The sequence below is a fragment of the Staphylococcus sp. mip270_02 genome, assembly GCF_054031535.1.
The window spans coordinates 2,159,691-2,176,966 of record NZ_CM132934.1 but is presented as its reverse complement, the minus strand read 5'-3'; the positions used below and the strand labels follow the sequence as shown (position 1 = coordinate 2,176,966).

The following is a 17,276-nucleotide window of genomic DNA, read 5'->3' as shown; positions in this document are numbered from 1 at the left end:
GGAGGTGGGAAAATGGGTTTGCCTTCACCTAGTAAACGTAAACCAACTGCAAGTGAAGTTGAAGAATGGGCGTTAACTATCGCTAGAATAAAAAGAACCATAAATGTTGATGGTAAGTGGGGCGGGCAATGTTGGGACTTACCTAATTTCATATTAAAAAAATATTGGGGTTTCTTTACGCAAGGAAATGCTAATGCTATGGCTAAAAAATCAAATTATCGAGGACGCAATTTTAAAATTTATAGAAACACAAAAAACTTTGTACCTCGAAAAGGAGACTGGGCAGTATGGGCTAATCGTGATCCAGGACATGTGTCTATCGTTGTGGGTAAAGCCACTAAAGATTATTTTTGGTCAGTAGATCAAAATTATTATACTGGTAATTGGTATGGAAGCCCTCCTTATAAAATAAAACATAGGTACAGTGATGCACCAGGTGGAGTTACACATTTTGTAAGGCCACCTTATTACCCTGAACCGAAGAAAAAAGAGCCTAGTAAAGGAAAAGAGCCAAGTAAGAATAATAAACCGACAGAAACTAAAAAAGATAATACACCAAGATTCAAAAATATTATTAATATTGCCTATACAAGTTTTAGAGACGACAAAGAGAGAGAAAACGTCACACATTATATTGTCGATGGTAATAAGAGAACTTCACCGATTAAGGGATTATATATCAAAGAAAGTATTATGTTTAGAAGCGTCAAAGATATTTATAAACAACGAAATAAATATGATAATGATATTATTTATCCTCACAGTTTTGTAGATAAGCAAATGACATGGCATTGTCGACATACTAAATTTCAAGTTGAAAGTTATTCTGATTGGATTGTATTAGAGGTATGCGGTTCTGAGTCTGAAACAAAAGAAGAATATATGCGGACGTTAATTTATGCAATGATCCATGGTTTGAAAATGTTGGAATGGAACGACCTAAAGTTAAGTAAAAATTCTTTGAAGCTGGATAAAAACATTTGGAGAATCATGAAAGATACTACTAACTATGACTTAATTTTAAAAGGCTATCCAGAATTAGAAAAATATCAACTTACTATTGAAAAATTAATAACTATGTACCGTAAAAAAGATGAGTTACTTAAACAAGTAATTGTAACTAAAAAATCTAAAAAGAGAATTAAACTTAAACCATCTACTAATAATGTACTTATCAAAAAACCTAATAATCCACCTACTCAACACAAAGCGAAAGGTAAGGTAGATATTGAAATTAGTAAATACACATTCACACAAGCCTTAAATGCTCAAATGGCAAAGGGGCTTCCAGTAGTTAATACAGGTGGTGGTTGGTTTGGTGCCAGTCGTGCAAAAGTAAGTACTGCTATGGATCCAAATAAAATATGGAGTGATAGTAAGCAAAAATATCAAATGTTGGATTTAGGTAAATATCAAGGTGTATCTGTAGACAAACTTAATCAAATATTAAAAGGTAAAGGCAAGTTACATGGACAAGGAAAAGCATTTGCAGATGCATGTAAAAAGTATAATGTAAACGAAATATACTTAATTGCCCATGCCTTTTTAGAAAGTGCGTACGGTACATCTAATTTTGCTAGTGGTCGGTATGGCATATACAATTTCTTCGGTATTAATGCTCATGATAACAATCCAAATTTAGCCATTGGTTATGCTAAAAATAGAGGTTGGACGACACCTGCTAAAGGTATTCACGGTGGGGCAAAATTTGTAAGAGAAAACTACTTTAATAAAGGGAAAAACACACTATATCGTATGAGATGGAATCCACGTAATCCAGGTACAATGCAATATGCAACTGATATAAATTGGTGTAAACATCAAGCTAGTACGATTTATAACTTATATTCAAAGGTAGGATTAATAGGAATTTACTTTATAAGAGATCAATATAAAAAATAGGCTGATTCTTTTGGATTAGTCTATTTTTAAATTTTAGGAGGTGCATTATTGGAGGAAATAACTTTTAAATTTACTGAAAATGAAACGTTCGATACATTACTGTATTCAGGTAATATGAATTTTATCTATTTTCTTATTATATTGATGTTAATAGATATAATCACTGGAATTACAAAAGCATTTAAAAATAAGCACTTGTGGAGTAGAAAAGCACTATTTGGCTATGCTCGTAAAATACTTATCTTTTTTATTATTATCTTAGCAAATATAATGGATCAATTATTAGGATTGAATAATGGTTTAGTTACTGTGACAGTATTCTTTTATATTGCCAATGAGGGATTATCAATAATTGAAAATTGTAGTGAAATGGGTATACCAGTTCCTAGTTGGATTAATGATAAATTGTTAGTTGTAAAAAATGATAGTCAAACATTAAAGCAAGATTTTAAAGAAGAATTTACTACAAAACATACAAAAGATATAGAGTGTAATGAAATACAAGAAGCAAAATTAAAAACAGATAATAAAGAATCAAACCATCATTCGTGATGGTTTTTATTATGAGGAGGAAATTAAATGGATGTAAAAGTAACAGTAATCGTAAGAGTATTAGGTTTAATTTTGGTGTTAGTGAATCAGTGGTTATCAAATAAAGGTATTAGTCCTATTCCAGTTGACGAAGCAACAATAATGACAATAGCAGTAGCATTGCTTACGACATGGAAAGATAATCCATTTACTAGCGCTGCTAAAGAAAGTAATAAAATGATGAAAGAATTAAAAACGCAAAATAAGTATGAAAAAGTAGTGATGCGTAGTGGCAAAGAAAAGTGAAGCATTAAAATATGTTAATTCACGCATAGGCGTTCAACATAATGAAGATGGCATTTATCCAGGTCAATGTGCCGATTGGATTATTCATGTATGTAAAAAATATTTCAATTGGCATTTTCAAGGTGATGCGAAAGATATTATTAGTTTAAAAAATAGAGCTACTGCACCGAAAGGTACCCAATTTTTACCTAATACACGTGATTTAGTTGTGGAACCTCTAGATATTTGTGTATGGATAGGTGGTCAATGGGGGCATGTATCAATTGGCCTAAGTGGTAATTTACAAACCTTTTACTCTTTAGATCAAAACTGGGGTACATGGAATGGCTCTCCAGTAAAAAAGGTTCAACATGATTATGATAGCAACGGATTTTGGGGAGTCATTAGACTCCCTTTTATTAATGATTTAAAAAATGGAGGAAAAAGCATGGGCAAAAAAAGAATAGGTACATGGAATGGCGTACCCGTTTATACTGATTTTTTACCAATTGGCACGCGTCGAACAGGACAACGATTAGATAGTGGTAAACCACGATTTGCAGTATTTCATGATACAGGTAATCGTGATTCACCAGCACAACAAAATGTTAACTACTATAGAAATACTTATAATATTGATTGGGCTAGAACAGCATCAGCTCACATTTTTGTAGATGACAAGGAATGTATTATTTGTATACCAGTTACAGAGAAAGCGTGGCACGTATTATATGACACACCAATCGATAATAATTGGTATGGCGATGATGCTAATGATATCGCATTTGGACTTGAAGCGTGTTATTTTACAGATCGTTCACGGACGCTTAAGTCATTAGATAATGCTTGTCGTATTATGGCGGCTTTATGTAATTCATGGGAAATTAACCCTCGAAATGAGATGCCAGGTCACCAACAAATACAATATGATAAACAAGACCCAGGAAATTTATTAACAGCCGCAGGATATGGTAGAAATGATATTAGTGTGCTTGATAATTTAGTGCTTAAACATATGAAAGGTGATTCACCAACACAAAAAGTAGCAAAAGATGTAAAAGAACCTATCAAAGCAAAACCACCTCGCACAGTATGGGGATGGAATGGAATATTTACAGCAAATAAGAGTAATACTGAACCAATTGTCGTAAGACGCGCAATGGGATTAAATAAAGCTCAAGTAGATAAAGGGTCATGGATTTATCCTGGTGAATATGTGAAATTCGACCAAGTTATCAAAGATAAGAAAAATGGTTTGTGGTGGATTAGATTTAAATATCAAGCAGATGGAGCAAACAAAAAAGATAATTTCTTCATGCCTATAGGTGAGATTACTGATAAAGAAGAGAAGTTATTAAAAGAAAAAGCATTATGGGGAAAATTAGAAGTTAAATAGAGAATGAGTTTATAGAGATTATCTTATATAAGATTAAATAAATAATATATTAAGCACAAATGAATTGTGTTAAAATTTAATTATTGATAACTCGTAATGGCACCACGAGATCAATATTATATTTAGGGCAGACGCTTATGTGCTTGCCCTATTTTTTATGATATAATTCAAATGTATATTTTGATGTTGTTAAAAGATTCCGAGGCTCAACGTCAATAAAGCAATTGGAATAAAACATTTTTAGTAAGTGAAATCTAAATATGTATTAGGCCTTGTAGTAAAATAATTTTAAGGAGGTTATTATGAATTCAAAATTTAGGGCTTTTTTATATGATTTAGGTATTTCATTTTTAGTTGCGTTAATTACTAATTTTTTAGTGTATATTTTGAGTTTTAAAGTTATAAGTTTTGATTTTCTGATTAAATATAAATTTTATTTTTATTGGTTTTTGTTGCTTTTGTTTATTCTAGTAGTTCGTTTTATTATAAAAAAACGCATAGACAAATTGCAAGATGATCCATCTGGATTTTTTGTAATGCAAGATTATAAAGGGTCTATAAAAATGGAATGTTTTGGTTTCAAATGGGATGTTTTTTTTGATTATCTTTCAGAGCCTTGGATGAGTAATGATTTGGAAAAAGTTAGATTTGAAGATTTAAAAGAAGTTAAAATAGGTGAAGTTAGGGGTCCTTATTGTCCTAATGATAAGAGAAAGATGAAAGATACTCGAACTTATTGGGGATTTTATAAATATAAATGTCCCAAGTGTAAATACAAAAGAACATCACTTAAAAATCTTACTACTTTAGAAAATGAAACTCTTGATGAGATTCGTTCTAAATTTAGATGATTTTTTGTTGTTTTAGGAACGAGTGAAACGAGTTTCTTCTTGTCTTGATACTATATATAATACCACCCACACATGTCACTGGGTGGTTATTTTTTATGTCTATTTATATGTAAATTACATCTTTACTTATACGAACAAGTGTTCTATTATGTTCATGAGATGGTAAAATGAAAATAATAAATCCAGACGCACCGGATGAATATAAATATGAAACTGATTATCGTAATATACCTAGAGAATATCTTAATCCACGTATACCACAAGGACGTGGAATGGTTAAATGGCAACCCTTCAAAACAATGCCTGAACAATATGAACAACTAGAACAATACATACAAGACCAAAATAAAATTGATAAACCCATACTAAGCAATCACCAATTGAATGATCTAAATGATAAGTTGATATTAAAAATGTATCACGACCCAACAATTGAATTGCGTTATTTTGTAGATGGTTATATTAAAACTAAAAAAGTTTACATACACAAAGTAGATGTTCACACACAAACACTCCATTTATATGAAGAAAGTGGTTTCAGTAAGGTTAATTTGTTAGATATTGTCGAGATAAAATAATTTAAAAAAAGGGAAGAAAGGATTGATAAAAGGACGATTGTCCTGTATGATAAGAAGTGTAGTAAGGAGGTGGCAAACAGTGAACCGTTTAGAACGGAAAGAAAAAGAAGCAACGATTGCAGAAACCAAAAGCAGAACCTTCCGAAATTACTGCTTAGGGATAGCAACCATTGCTTCACTACTAAAATATTGGTTGGGGAGTTAATCCCCTTCCACCTTATTATATATCGAGGTGATAAAAATGACAAATCTAACTAAAATAAGAATTAGAACATTTTTAAATTATGTAATTGGTTTTAGCGTTTTAGCAATCGCAATATACTTTTTATTAAAGTAAACAAATAAACGGTTCACTAAATTTTATGATAATAGAAACAGTAAAAAAATTAATAGAATCTGATATAAGTGCGTCTGAAATAGAAAAAGCTACTGGCGTTGATGCATCTTCTATTAGACGCATACGCAGAGGTGAAAGGAAGCTTGAAAATTTAAGTTTTGAAAAAGGTGTAGCATTGTATGAATATGCGAAAATCCATCTAGATGAATAGGCGGTTTAGAAATTATGAAGGCATTTTTTAAAATATTTATCATTGGCTTGGTCGCGCAATTATTAATAATTTTAATTTTAATTCTATTTAGATTTAAAATGTGGAAAAGCTTTGAACAAGCAGAAATTATAGTAGGCATAATGGGATTGATTACAACTTTCTTAGGCGCGTATTTTGGTGCTAAAATAGCTGGTAGCGAATCAAGAAAGTTATTTAAACAAGAAATAAAAATGAATGATTTAAGTAAAAATATGGAAATAAATCTAGATGTTTTAGAAAATATGGAGTATGTTGAAAGGAAAATAAATTTTATTAACAAACTGATTAGAGGTGGGGGATTTTTAGAGCCAGATGGTTTGAGACAACTGCAACGTACATCTAATGAAACTAAAGAAATTTTAAGCAAAGTTAAAGATGAATACCTAAGTCAAACTTCTATCATTTTATATTCTGATATTCGAACCCTTTATGAAAACTCTAATAACTTTAATAATGAAATAAAAGGGATTATTAATTATGATGAAACACGTAGATTAATCAAGAGTGTAGAAAAGAATGATATTCCAATAGAATCTATAAATTTATGGGAGCATTACTCTGTAGATAATAAAAAGAATATTTCCTTGCTATTTAGTAACGATAAACGAGAAGAAATAATAGAAAAAATCCAAATCGATTTAATCATTAAAAAAAACAAAGTTTTTTTTAATGATAAAAAAGAAAAAGTCGAAAAAATTTTTGATAAGGTTAATTGTTCATTCAATAATATGAAATACAAAAATAGAGATGATTTAATTAAAGAATATACTAAACTATATAAAGATTAAAATACAACACCTAAATGAATAGGTGGATTAAATAAAAGGAGTGTTAATAATATTAAGTACAATTGCGATTATATTATCTTCAAGTGTAATAGCGGCACTATTTACAGCAATAACTAATTTTCAAATAAAAAGTAAAGAAATATATGTGCAAATTAAGTTAGAAGAACAAAATAAATGGATTACGAATTTGAATGATGCTCAAAGAAATTATGTTGATGCTATAACTGCGTATAATATGGATTTAATGAGGTATTCAGTCAATGAAATCAAAACTTTTGATATATCTAAAAAATTAATTGAAACAAATAAAGCGCATAATAATTTGATTTTTTATATTTATCAATCGGAATTTAGCACGTCATTAATTAAAGATATTGAAAAAATCACTAATGAAATAACGGATACTATAAACAACCAAAGAAAAGCTACTCTTGAGTATAGAGTGAATAAGATTGAAAAAGCAGAGTTAAAAGAAATTGCAAGTGAATGTGAAGAAAATATTGGTAGTAAAAACTATGAACTGTCAGAAAAATTAGGAGTTTTAATACGGACAGAAAAGAAAGAATTAACAAATAAAACTAAAAATCAAATTACCAAATGGATAAAAGAAAAGTTTAAACGGACAACAAACGGGCAATAAAATCTTTGTAACACTACTAAAACAAAGATTTACGAATCCCTCACTCTCCGTTAATTACATAATTTGAGCTTTCTTAAAACATCGAAAACCTTGATATTATAGGTTTCGATGTTTTTTGCTTTTATGAACTAATGTAAATTTTGTTATCTTCATATGAAATTAGTATTTCTTTAACATAAATTATAAATGGTACCTAAACACTAGAAGAACATAAAGTTCTGATAGGATTTGCTAATTAAAAGAAGTAGAATATATTGTGTTAAAAAGGACGCAATCAAAGAAGTAAATCAGAAGATGGGTAAATTATTCGAAAACGAAATAGCTTATAGTATATCTAAAAATTTGATTTACCTCGTCAAACTGTGACTGACCTAATGACTGGGAAATCAAATGTCCAAAAAGCAAAATTCATTACTATAGAAAAACTATAAGAATACGCAAAAGCCTACCTATTCATTTAAGTGGGCTTTAACTATTGAAGAGGATTACAATTAATAAACAACACAATTAATCATTATATAATAATACTAAATATAATAGCAATGAAAAAAATAACTTGTTTTAAAAAAATAAGAGTTAAAAATAATATAGAATTCACGAAAAATACACACAATAAAAATAAAGATAATGATATTATTAAGTTGTATCTATATACTTTGAAAATTAAATAAAAGGAGATTTTATATGAATAAAAATATAGTAATAAAAAGTTTGGTTGCATTAACTGTTATTACTTCAGTCGGAGCAGTAGACAGTATTTCAAATAGTTTTCAGTCAATAGCAAAGGCAGAGCGTAATGTAAGTGAAATAAAAGACGGCAATGTTTCACCTTATAATTCAGTATTTGCATTTAGATCAGCAACAGCATTTGCTGTTGGAAAAAATACTATAGTTACAAATAAACACGTTGCTAAATATTATAAAGTAGGGGATAGAATTGCTGCACATCCAACTGGATATACTGCCAATGGTGGTATTTATTTCATTAAAGACATAGTTCAATATCCAGGAAAAGAAGATATAGTAGTAATACATGTTCACGGAAAAAGTAATGAAGGATTCAATTTTAGCGAAAAAGTTGGGATACTACCCTTAGCAGAAAAAGCTAATATCAATGAAAGGATATCAATAATAGGATATCCAAAACCTCCAAGTAATGGGTTTAAATTAATGCAATCAACAGGAAGTGTAAAAGCAATAAACGATGGTTTGGTTTTTATGGATGCATTTGCTGAACCTGGGAATTCAGGGTCTCCAATTTTAAATTCAAATAATGAAGTAATAGGTATGCTTAGAGGAGGCAGTAAGTCAGGTAATGGTCAATCGGGAAGTGAAAACACTCATGGGGTATATTTTTCAGCTGAAGTAAAAAACTTTATTCAATCACAAGTAGAAAAGTAAGTTGCTATCATTTAGTTATTATACTTAATAACCATAATTTTGCATAAAAGTTAATATATACGTTAAAGTCCACCTATTCATTTAGGTGGACTTTTTAAGGGCAAAAAAAGGGCAGATTAAATAGAAAAGGACAAACACTTAGAAACATTAATTCTATATAAAACCTCCAGAAACATTGATATTACAGTCTTTATTGACAATGACGAACACTCACAAAATCAATATATACGATCCCGTTGAACACTTGAATATTAATAATTAAATATCAAGTAAAGATAAATATTGAACCTAGTTTCTACCATTAAATGTAAGAAATAGATACTCAAAATTTTTATGACACTGGAATGGCACTGAAACACCGAAAACACTAATAATACGGGCAATATAGTAGCCCTCCCAGGACACTAATAGCGTTAAATAGCGCACAATTCAAACTTAGAAACCCCGTTACGACGGGATTTCTTTTATTTTGTCTACAATGAAGTACAATAGAAAACGAAATTGGTTCTTTGTTAAAGAACCAAATATGATTATATAATCGCGAATTTAGATCATTAAGTTGTCTGTGAAGATGCTTTATTAGAATGTAAAACCACGTCAGAATTTAAGAAAATGTAAATAGATTCGCGGTAATTGAAAATAAAAGAAGTAATCACGATGATGATTTGAAAGATTTAAAAGAAGATTTGAAAACACAATATTGTTGCTTAGAAAAAAAGGCTTGTTAAAGCAGAGTTACATAGTCTCTCAGGATGCAAATACACAGTTATTTATAGAAAACTTAGAACAAGAACTGCAATTGCTAAATATTCAAGTAGATGAAGCACAAGCCGAAGATATTTTAGAAAATATGAACTTTACTGGATAAAAATATGATCATCCATTATCACTTCTACAATAAGAAAAGCAAAGAATTGCCATTGCTAGAGTTATTTTGAAAGGCGCGCCTATTATTATTTTAGATGAAGTGACTGGAAGCATTGATCCAGAAAATGAATACCTCATACAACAAGCAATTGATGAGTTAAGTAAAGGTAAAACTTTAATGACTATCGCACATAAGATAGGAACAATTAAAAGTACTAATGAGATTCTCGTACTTAATGAAGTCAAATAATTCAACGCGTAATCATCATACGTTACTTCAAACATGAGGAATGTATTAAGATTTTATAACTATAAAAAATCAATCATAAGGTTGATGATTATTATAGATGTTTAATCTATGCATTTAAATATATTGAGGAAAGTTCATGGAATATTTGCAAATAAAGATATAAGTAATTATAAATATGTATCAATTTTTATCTAGAAAATTAAATATTATTTGACGCTGTATACCATCAATTTTGAGAGTTTTGACAAGAGAAATGTTAAGTTATTGTAAAAAGCATTGAACAATTTTGTTGTACGTAATAAAATAGTGTTATGAAGTACTCCATTACTTCATTCTTTTTGAGCCACCTTCTCCCTTGGAAGGTGGTTATTTTTTGTGTATTATTTTCAAAATGATTGTTTGAAAATAAATTGAAAAGTGTAAATAAATTTAATAGTAAGAACTTTGATTTTAAATTTATATCAAATAGGTTATTTGTGTTGCGAGTTATTAAATTATGTTATCTTAATTAATGCGCTTTATTTAAAATAATAATTAAGGGTTTGTATAAAACATATCTCCATATTGAGTAGTTCAATTGCGAAAGGAAATACACATTTTGATAATCAATATAAATAGTTTTAATACAAAAAACGAATTAAAAGGAGATTATTGAATTGGAAAAATTACTAACTATCATAGTACCTGTATACAACAAAGCGTATTTTCTAGAAACGTGTATAGAATCTATCAATAAACTTAATATCAATAAAGATAAAATAGAAGCAATTTTCGTTGATGATCGTTCAAGTGATAATTCATTAGAAATTGTTGAATCATTTGCTACTAAATATGATTTTATAAAGGTAATACAATTAGCTGAAAATACAGGTAGCCCATCTGAGCCTAGAAATATAGGTATGAAGAAGGCTACAGGTGAATATATAACTTTCTTAGATGCTGATGATTGGTTAGATCCGGAAGGGCTCCCAATATTATTAAATCAAGCAAAAGTTCATCATTCTGATGTAGCGTTTGGCCAAAGTGTTAAACATTCAGAAAAAGCTATAAAGAAAATTGGGAGATTTAGTTCTTATAAAAATGATAATGATTTGGTTCCATACGAAATTGAAAAAATATTTAGAGCAGTTGGTCCACCGGGCAAAATAATTAAGCGTGATATTATCATTGATAATGAAATTTATTTTAAACATATGAAATACGGCGAAGATAAATTATTTTTTATAGAAGCAATATCTAAATGTAAGACAGCTTCAATGAATCCTAAACCGACTTATCACGTGAATCGTTATACGTATAATCAATCATTAGTTGGTCAAACAGATATAAATGAAAAAACTAAATTAAATTTAACAATTTTAGGTGAAGTTTTGAAACTTGAACTTCCAAGTAACGCAGAGTTTCAAGCGATTAGTCGAATTGTGGAAGTTGATTATATGTCACGATTATTTAAAAATACTAGGTTTTTAAAAGCTGAAAATAAACCCGTATTTTATGAACTATTTGATGAAATGGTATTAATGTTAGCATCATATGGTAAAAATATTGAAGATTATTTATTGACTGATACATTTAAAAATATCTATCAATTTTTAAAGGATAAAGAATATCAAAAATTAATAGAATTTATAAATATATTACAACAAGGTGGTAAAGCAAATAAATTTGTTAAAAATAATCGAGTCCATTTCTTAATGCCAGAAACTTTAAGTGATGCTTTACCAATTAAAGATCCAGTATTTGCTGTATATGAAGGTACACATTTAATAGAGGGAGCTTTTAAAGATGTAATTCGTGTATATAAAGATGATCAAACAATTATTGATAAAGTAATGCTGAATGAAATAAATAATGAAATACATGATGTGACTATCAATTTTGAAATGAATAATAATTATATTTATATCGATACGGAAGATTTGAACCAATGTGATTTTGCATTCAATATATCCTTAATCTATGATGGATACAAATCAATTTATGTGAATATGAATTTACCTAATGCAAGTCAAAGGGCAAGTTTAAACAGACAAAATTTTAAAGCCGAGTTTGTATCGGCAACAAAATCTAGAAATAAAGCTAATAGTTTAAACGAATATTTAACATATAAACCGAATTCGATATCGCTTGTTAAAAAAGCGAATTTATATAAAGATGTTGAATTTAAACAACTTGCTGAAAAAAGTTTAGAAATTGGAGAATTGGTAGATATTGTAGATCTTGTGAAAACTGCTAAAGGTACGCCAAGATTTATCACATCTGATGGTTATTACTTAACTGCTAATAAAAAGAATGTGTACCCTGTTGATAAAGACAAAGAAGGTAAGTATATATGTCGTAAACCTAATGATGTTACTGTATTGAAGAAATGTAAAGAGTACAAAAATAGAAATTTTGAGGGCGAACCAGTTAATATTTTAAATTCAGGTGATAATTTAGAAATTCAAAAAATAGTTTTGTCCTCTAAAGGTACACCAAGACTCAAAACTAACCGTGGCACCTTTATTACGGCAAATCTTGGGTTTGTAACGGAAACATGAATTTTCAAAGATATTTAACATATAATAAATAATGGAATTTAAGCTATGAATATATCTGTATAGATGTCTTTATAGCTTTTTCTATTACATAACCATATAAGGTGTGATGTTAAATTTTAATTCATATTCTCATTAAATCATTACTTTTTATTTAAAAATAAAAATGAAATATAAGCAGCGTTTTGAATTGTCTATCAATATTAATGAATTCGAAATACTGTTTTAATATTAAATTTACATAGTTGTGGTTGATTTAATTGTGCATAATACACTTAGGAATTCAAAACTGTTTTGTAAATTGAATAAATTAACAGATAAAGCAAATTTATAGTTAAGTAAGAAAAAACAGACAATTTAATTTCGTATTATCTTATAGTGAATGTAAGGAACGATAGCTAAACAAAATAATTAATTAAAAGCATCGTTTTCAATATAAAAACAGTCATAATAATTAAATTTTAACGAGGAGTGTTTACAATGGAAGGTTTATTCGAAGCAATTAAAAACACAGTTCAAGCTGGTGTCGCAGGAGATGGCGCTAAATTAGGGACAAGCATTGTAAGTATCGTGGAAAATGGTGTAGGTTTAGTATCAAAATTATTCGGATTCTAGATTTTAACTTAATATAAATTAATTAATGAAGGAGCATTCAAATGACTAAATTAGCAGAAGCAATTGCAAACACAGTAGAAGCAGCGAAATCAGGTAATGGTGCAGATTTGGGTTCAAGTATTGTAGATATCGTATCAAGTGGTGCAAGCTTAGTAGGAAAACTATTTGGACTATAAGTCTTTTATAAATAAAAAATACAAATTAAAGGGGTAATTAATTATGGCAGGATTATTTGAAGCAATCAAAGAAACAGTACAAGCAGGTATCGCAGGAGACGGCGCTAAATTAGGAACAAGCATTGTAAGTATCGTGGAAAATGGTGTAGGTTTAGTATCAAAATTATTCGGATTCTAGATTTTAATTTAATATAAATTAATTAATGAAGGAGACATTCAAATGACTAAATTAGCAGAAGCAATTGCAAACACAGTAGAAGCAGCGAAATCAGGTAATGGTGCAGATTTAGGTTCAAGTATTGTAGATATCGTATCAAGTGGTGCAAGTTTAGTAGGAAAACTATTTGGACTATAAGTCTTTTATAAATAAAAAATACAAATTAAAGGGGTAATTAATTATGGCAGGATTATTTGAAGCAATCAAAGAAACAGTACAAGCAGGTATCGCAGGAGACGGCGCTAAATTAGGAACAAGTATCGTAAGCATCGTGGAAAATGGTGTAGGTTTAGTATCAAAATTATTCGGATTCTAGTTTTTCAATAATATATACAATGGTCAGGGTGATAACCTTGGCCATTTTTTTATGTGTAAAAAATGTGTATACTGAAATGGTTAAAGATTATTAGTGATGAACGGAGGAGGGTTTAAATGACAATCAAAAACTTACTTATAGATTTTGATGATACATTAGTAGATTTTCATGATGCTGAAACTTTCGCATTTGATAAATTGACAAAAAATTATAACTTAAAAACAAATAAAGAAGATTTAGAAGTCTTCATGAAAGTTAACCAAGCGCACTGGGATGCATTTCAAAAAAATGAGCTTACTAAAGATGAAGTGTTAAGTAAAAGGTTTGAAGCGTACTTTAAATTACATGATTTAGTAATAGATGGCGTGGAAGCAGATTTTATATTTAGAGATGAGTTAGCCAATGCACCTATTAAACATTTTACAAATACGGTTGAAACACTAGATATTTTAAAAGATAATTATGATTTGTATATAGTCACTAATGGTGTTTTAGAAACACAGGAACGTAGAATTGAGAAAACTAACATCGGTCATTGGTTTAAAGGTGTGTTTGTATCAGAACAAACAGGATATCAAAAGCCAATGCCAGAGTTTTTTGATTATGTATTTGATAAAATTGGAGAAGAAAAACGTAAAGAATCAATGATTATTGGTGATTCAGTGACTTCCGATATATTAGGAGGCAAAAATGCTGAAATAGCAACTTGTTGGTTTAACCCTAGAAAAAATGTGAATGAGACAACAATAAGACCTGATTATACAATTTCTTCATTAGATGAAATTGTGGTTCATATTCAATAAAAAAGGCGGGACAGAAATCATAATTTTAAAAATTGATTTCAAAGACCCGCTTTTATATTGCTCTGTGTTCTTAAAGAATTATAATGAGTTCACAATTGATAATAGAGTAAATGCTTATTAAAATAAATTTAAATTATTGATCCGGTGACCATACTAAAACATCATGGCCTTCTTTGTTGGCTTCTTCTAAATCAGTGAAACCGTGTTTGATGAAAAATTGTTTTGATTGATTACGTGCAATTACTTTAATTGGTAATCCCTGATTCTTAGCGAAATCTAACAATGCTTTACCGTAACCTCGATTTTGGAAATCACGTAAAACCTCTAATTTCCACAATACATTATAATCGTCGAAATTAGGGAAGTGTTTCTCTTCTACATCACCTTTACGATATAGAGCCATCCTTGCACCTAATCGATCGCCGACATAAATGCCATAAAATGGTGAATCTGAACTTGCATCAATCATCTCACCACGAAGCTCATCGACTAAATATAAATCTCCATTTCCAAAGTTCCTAAAATCTTCGAATAATTCGTCAGTTCTGTAATTAATATCAAGACGCTTTACGCTAGTCATTGCATCTTCCCCCTTTGTATTATTAAAGATTATTATACCTTATTTTATGAGTTTTTTCACAAAAATGACTGCTTGAAACTCTATTTTGTTAATTTATTATCGTTTTTAAAACTATCTAAACATAAAAAATTTGAACAGTTGCAACATTAATGTTTAAGCGTATTGTATGGCTTCTATTTGAAAATTTGATATTTGTAAGCCGTATAATTGTCAATATTGGATATAAACTTTATACTGATTAGGAATAGAGTAACATAAGGAGAATTACGCATGGATTGTATGACGACAAAACTCAATGAAAAAGATCAATTTATATCAAAACTAAAAAAAAGTGATTCAACGCTAGGACAGTTTTACAACTTAGATGCCATGGATGAAAAGAGTTATTATGAACGCTTAACAGCTTCTAATAATGGCAGAGAAGTTGAATTAGCTAATATCATAAAAGAATATATGAGTGATTTATCTTTAACAGAACAACAAGAAAGAAATATTGCATTATTAAATGACGGTGCGAAGGTGATTATTGGAGGGCAACAAGCCGGTTTGTTCGGTGGGCCACTATATACTTTCCATAAAATCTTTTCTATTATTACGTTAAGTGAGAAATTATCGAAAGAACATGATAAAAACGTGGTTCCTGTATTTTGGATTGCTGGGGAAGATCATGATTTTGATGAAGTTAATCATACTTATGCTTATAATACACAATATGCTAAATTGCAAAAAATAAAATATCATACAATGACACCTCCTGAAACTAGTGTTTCTAGGTATTATCCTGATAAAGCACAATTAAAAGAAACTTTACAACAATTTTTTAAACAAATGACCGAAACAGCACACTCTAAACCATTATTAAAAATGTGTAATGACATTATTGAAGAGAATGATAGCTGGACAGATATGTTTAAAGCTTTGTTACACGAAGTATTTAAGTTTTATGGCTTGTTAATTATAGATGCAAATAATGCTAATTTAAGAAGTTTGGAACAACCATTTATTAAGCATATTATTGAACATCATAGTGAAGTAGATGAAGCGTTTAGAAATACACAAAAGCAAACCGTTGCAAATGGATTAGAACAAATGATTCAAACAGATACGAATGTCCATATATTCATGCATGATGGCAATATGAGGCAATTATTAACTTTTAAAGATGATAAATTTTATTTGAATAAATCAGATAAATATTTTTCGAAAGAGGAATTATTAAAAATAGTGGATTCTGATCCGCAGCTCTTTTCAAATAATGTTGTTACTAGACCAGTTATGGAAGAATGGTTATTTAATACAGTTGCTTTTGTGGGTGGACCAAGTGAAATCAAATATTGGACTGAATTAAGTGATGTATTTAAAACGTTAGATGTAACAATGCCGATTGTATTGCCACGTTTGCGTATTAGCTATTTATATGAGAGAACTGAAAAACTAATTCAACAATATCAATTAGATAGAAATTCAATTATCGAAAAAGGTATTGAAGATGATAAAGCGCAGTTCGTGCGTGCTCAAGCTTCACAAGAGTTTATAAATCAAATAGAGCGTTTGAAAGAACAACAATATCAGTTATATCAAACATTGCAAGCTGAAGTAGCTAATAGCAATGATAATAAACAATTATTGGATAAAAATAGTGAAATACACCAGAAACAATATGATTATTTAATTAACAGATATTTATTAAATATAGAACGAGAAAATAAAATTAGCATTAAACATTTTAAAGAATTAAGTGAAGTGCTCCATCCAATGGGAGGATTACAAGAAAGAATCTGGAATCCGCTACAAATTATGAATGATTTTGGGATGGATGTGTTCAGTCCCTCCACCTATCCACCACTTTCTTACACTTTTGATCATATCATCATTAAACCTTAGAGCCACAAGATTTAGCCCGATTCATCAAAAAGATGAATCGGGCATTTTTTTATGTAAAACGATAAATTTTGG

21 protein-coding genes and 1 pseudogene are annotated in these 17,276 nt (G+C 29.4%); 21 read left to right on the top strand and 1 reads right to left on the bottom strand.

Features of this window, described 5'->3' with window-relative positions; translation table 11 throughout:
* The first annotated feature begins 12 nt into the window (after positions 1 to 12).
* The 20 genes and pseudogenes from ACW5YJ_RS10225 (at position 13) to ACW5YJ_RS10130 (ending at position 14,740) form a co-directional block, all read left to right on the top strand.
* Positions 13 to 1,902 (top strand): glucosaminidase domain-containing protein, encoded by a 1,890-nt coding sequence (locus tag ACW5YJ_RS10225; RefSeq protein WP_196583691.1) that lies wholly within the window; start codon positions 13 to 15, stop codon positions 1,900 to 1,902.
* Positions 1,903 to 1,950: 48 nt separating this feature from the next.
* Positions 1,951 to 2,454, top strand: a complete 504-nt coding sequence (locus tag ACW5YJ_RS10220) for a phage holin family protein (protein WP_330999342.1) — start codon at positions 1,951 to 1,953, stop codon at positions 2,452 to 2,454.
* A 27-nt stretch (positions 2,455 to 2,481) separates the two neighbouring features.
* Positions 2,482 to 2,739, top strand: a complete 258-nt coding sequence (locus ACW5YJ_RS10215; RefSeq protein WP_196583690.1) for a phage holin — start codon at positions 2,482 to 2,484, stop codon at positions 2,737 to 2,739.
* Positions 2,740 to 3,166: 427 nt separating this feature from the next.
* Entirely contained in the window at positions 3,167 to 4,114 is a 948-nt protein-coding gene (locus ACW5YJ_RS10210) for a peptidoglycan recognition protein family protein (RefSeq protein WP_457338619.1), read from the top strand.
* Positions 4,115 to 4,416: 302 nt separating this feature from the next.
* On the top strand, positions 4,417 to 4,965 hold the full coding sequence (locus ACW5YJ_RS10205; RefSeq protein WP_196583689.1) for a hypothetical protein: 549 nt from the start codon (positions 4,417 to 4,419) through the stop codon (positions 4,963 to 4,965).
* A gap of 167 nt (positions 4,966 to 5,132) precedes the next feature.
* Entirely contained in the window at positions 5,133 to 5,543 is a 411-nt protein-coding gene (locus tag ACW5YJ_RS10200) for a YolD-like family protein (RefSeq protein ID WP_457338136.1), read from the top strand.
* Between the two features lie 46 nt (positions 5,544 to 5,589).
* A complete protein-coding gene (locus ACW5YJ_RS10195) occupies positions 5,590 to 5,748 on the top strand; it encodes a hypothetical protein (protein ID WP_326016520.1) in 159 nt (52 codons plus the stop codon).
* A gap of 157 nt (positions 5,749 to 5,905) precedes the next feature.
* Positions 5,906 to 6,091 (top strand): XRE family transcriptional regulator, encoded by a 186-nt coding sequence (locus ACW5YJ_RS10190; protein WP_196583686.1) that lies wholly within the window; start codon positions 5,906 to 5,908, stop codon positions 6,089 to 6,091.
* A gap of 14 nt (positions 6,092 to 6,105) precedes the next feature.
* Positions 6,106 to 6,918: a hypothetical protein gene (locus ACW5YJ_RS10185; protein ID WP_196583685.1), complete on the top strand. Its 813-nt coding sequence runs from the start codon at positions 6,106 to 6,108 to the stop codon at positions 6,916 to 6,918.
* A 40-nt stretch (positions 6,919 to 6,958) separates the two neighbouring features.
* Positions 6,959 to 7,558: a hypothetical protein gene (locus ACW5YJ_RS10180; RefSeq protein WP_196583684.1), complete on the top strand. Its 600-nt coding sequence runs from the start codon at positions 6,959 to 6,961 to the stop codon at positions 7,556 to 7,558.
* A gap of 684 nt (positions 7,559 to 8,242) precedes the next feature.
* Positions 8,243 to 8,959 (top strand): trypsin-like serine peptidase, encoded by a 717-nt coding sequence (locus tag ACW5YJ_RS10175; RefSeq protein WP_457338135.1) that lies wholly within the window; start codon positions 8,243 to 8,245, stop codon positions 8,957 to 8,959.
* A 700-nt stretch (positions 8,960 to 9,659) separates the two neighbouring features.
* Positions 9,660 to 9,827, top strand: a complete 168-nt coding sequence (locus tag ACW5YJ_RS10170) for a hypothetical protein (protein WP_017724199.1) — start codon at positions 9,660 to 9,662, stop codon at positions 9,825 to 9,827.
* Positions 9,828 to 9,860: 33 nt separating this feature from the next.
* Positions 9,861 to 10,067 (top strand): annotated as a pseudogene (locus ACW5YJ_RS10165) (ABC transporter ATP-binding protein); the annotation flags it as partial.
* Positions 10,068 to 10,732: 665 nt separating this feature from the next.
* A complete protein-coding gene (locus tag ACW5YJ_RS10160; protein WP_457338134.1) occupies positions 10,733 to 12,616 on the top strand; it encodes a DUF5776 domain-containing protein in 1,884 nt (627 codons plus the stop codon).
* A gap of 477 nt (positions 12,617 to 13,093) precedes the next feature.
* Positions 13,094 to 13,228, top strand: coding sequence for a beta-class phenol-soluble modulin (locus ACW5YJ_RS10155; RefSeq protein ID WP_017724202.1), 135 nt, complete (start codon positions 13,094 to 13,096; stop codon positions 13,226 to 13,228).
* Between the two features lie 41 nt (positions 13,229 to 13,269).
* Entirely contained in the window at positions 13,270 to 13,404 is a 135-nt protein-coding gene (locus ACW5YJ_RS10150) for a beta-class phenol-soluble modulin (RefSeq protein ID WP_017724203.1), read from the top strand.
* A 43-nt stretch (positions 13,405 to 13,447) separates the two neighbouring features.
* A complete protein-coding gene (locus ACW5YJ_RS10145) occupies positions 13,448 to 13,582 on the top strand; it encodes a beta-class phenol-soluble modulin (RefSeq protein WP_017724204.1) in 135 nt (44 codons plus the stop codon).
* 42 nt (positions 13,583 to 13,624) lie between these two features.
* On the top strand, positions 13,625 to 13,759 hold the full coding sequence (locus tag ACW5YJ_RS10140; RefSeq protein WP_017724203.1) for a beta-class phenol-soluble modulin: 135 nt from the start codon (positions 13,625 to 13,627) through the stop codon (positions 13,757 to 13,759).
* A gap of 43 nt (positions 13,760 to 13,802) precedes the next feature.
* The gene (locus ACW5YJ_RS10135; protein WP_017724204.1) at positions 13,803 to 13,937 is read left to right on the top strand and encodes a beta-class phenol-soluble modulin; all 135 of its coding nucleotides are present in this window, start codon (positions 13,803 to 13,805) and stop codon (positions 13,935 to 13,937) included.
* A gap of 116 nt (positions 13,938 to 14,053) precedes the next feature.
* Entirely contained in the window at positions 14,054 to 14,740 is a 687-nt protein-coding gene (locus ACW5YJ_RS10130; protein ID WP_119613811.1) for a YjjG family noncanonical pyrimidine nucleotidase, read from the top strand.
* Positions 14,741 to 14,873: 133 nt separating this feature from the next.
* Here ACW5YJ_RS10130 and ACW5YJ_RS10125 read toward each other — a convergent pair whose 3' ends face one another.
* Positions 14,874 to 15,320 carry an N-acetyltransferase gene (locus ACW5YJ_RS10125; RefSeq protein WP_017724206.1) on the bottom strand — a complete coding sequence of 149 codons (447 nt, stop codon included), beginning with the start codon at positions 15,318 to 15,320 and terminating at the stop codon, positions 14,874 to 14,876.
* Positions 15,321 to 15,590: 270 nt separating this feature from the next.
* On the opposite strand from ACW5YJ_RS10125, the gene bshC reads away from it, so the two are divergent.
* The gene (gene bshC, locus ACW5YJ_RS10120; RefSeq protein ID WP_457338133.1) at positions 15,591 to 17,204 is read left to right on the top strand and encodes a bacillithiol biosynthesis cysteine-adding enzyme BshC; all 1,614 of its coding nucleotides are present in this window, start codon (positions 15,591 to 15,593) and stop codon (positions 17,202 to 17,204) included.
* Positions 17,205 to 17,276: the final 72 nt, after the last annotated feature.

What these genes read in the sequence shown, in the direction of transcription:
- ACW5YJ_RS10225 (WP_196583691.1), top strand. Translation starts at nt 13, where the DNA reads ATGGGTTTGCCTTCACCTAGTAAACGTAAACCAACTGCAAGTGAAGTT.
- ACW5YJ_RS10215 (WP_196583690.1), top strand. Translation starts at nt 2,482, where the DNA reads ATGGATGTAAAAGTAACAGTAATCGTAAGAGTATTAGGTTTAATTTTG.
- ACW5YJ_RS10210 (WP_457338619.1), top strand. Translation starts at nt 3,167, where the DNA reads ATGGGCAAAAAAAGAATAGGTACATGGAATGGCGTACCCGTTTATACT.
- ACW5YJ_RS10205 (WP_196583689.1), top strand. Translation starts at nt 4,417, where the DNA reads ATGAATTCAAAATTTAGGGCTTTTTTATATGATTTAGGTATTTCATTT.
- ACW5YJ_RS10200 (WP_457338136.1), top strand. Translation starts at nt 5,133, where the DNA reads ATGAAAATAATAAATCCAGACGCACCGGATGAATATAAATATGAAACT.
- ACW5YJ_RS10195 (WP_326016520.1), top strand. Translation starts at nt 5,590, where the DNA reads ATGATAAGAAGTGTAGTAAGGAGGTGGCAAACAGTGAACCGTTTAGAA.
- ACW5YJ_RS10190 (WP_196583686.1), top strand. Translation starts at nt 5,906, where the DNA reads ATGATAATAGAAACAGTAAAAAAATTAATAGAATCTGATATAAGTGCG.
- ACW5YJ_RS10185 (WP_196583685.1), top strand. Translation starts at nt 6,106, where the DNA reads ATGAAGGCATTTTTTAAAATATTTATCATTGGCTTGGTCGCGCAATTA.
- ACW5YJ_RS10175 (WP_457338135.1), top strand. Translation starts at nt 8,243, where the DNA reads ATGAATAAAAATATAGTAATAAAAAGTTTGGTTGCATTAACTGTTATT.
- ACW5YJ_RS10155 (WP_017724202.1), top strand. Translation starts at nt 13,094, where the DNA reads ATGGAAGGTTTATTCGAAGCAATTAAAAACACAGTTCAAGCTGGTGTC.
- ACW5YJ_RS10150 (WP_017724203.1), top strand. Translation starts at nt 13,270, where the DNA reads ATGACTAAATTAGCAGAAGCAATTGCAAACACAGTAGAAGCAGCGAAA.
- ACW5YJ_RS10145 (WP_017724204.1), top strand. Translation starts at nt 13,448, where the DNA reads ATGGCAGGATTATTTGAAGCAATCAAAGAAACAGTACAAGCAGGTATC.
- ACW5YJ_RS10140 (WP_017724203.1), top strand. Translation starts at nt 13,625, where the DNA reads ATGACTAAATTAGCAGAAGCAATTGCAAACACAGTAGAAGCAGCGAAA.
- ACW5YJ_RS10135 (WP_017724204.1), top strand. Translation starts at nt 13,803, where the DNA reads ATGGCAGGATTATTTGAAGCAATCAAAGAAACAGTACAAGCAGGTATC.
- ACW5YJ_RS10130 (WP_119613811.1), top strand. Translation starts at nt 14,054, where the DNA reads ATGACAATCAAAAACTTACTTATAGATTTTGATGATACATTAGTAGAT.
- ACW5YJ_RS10125 (WP_017724206.1), bottom strand. Translation starts at nt 15,320, where the DNA reads ATGACTAGCGTAAAGCGTCTTGATATTAATTACAGAACTGACGAATTA.
- bshC (WP_457338133.1), top strand. Translation starts at nt 15,591, where the DNA reads ATGGATTGTATGACGACAAAACTCAATGAAAAAGATCAATTTATATCA.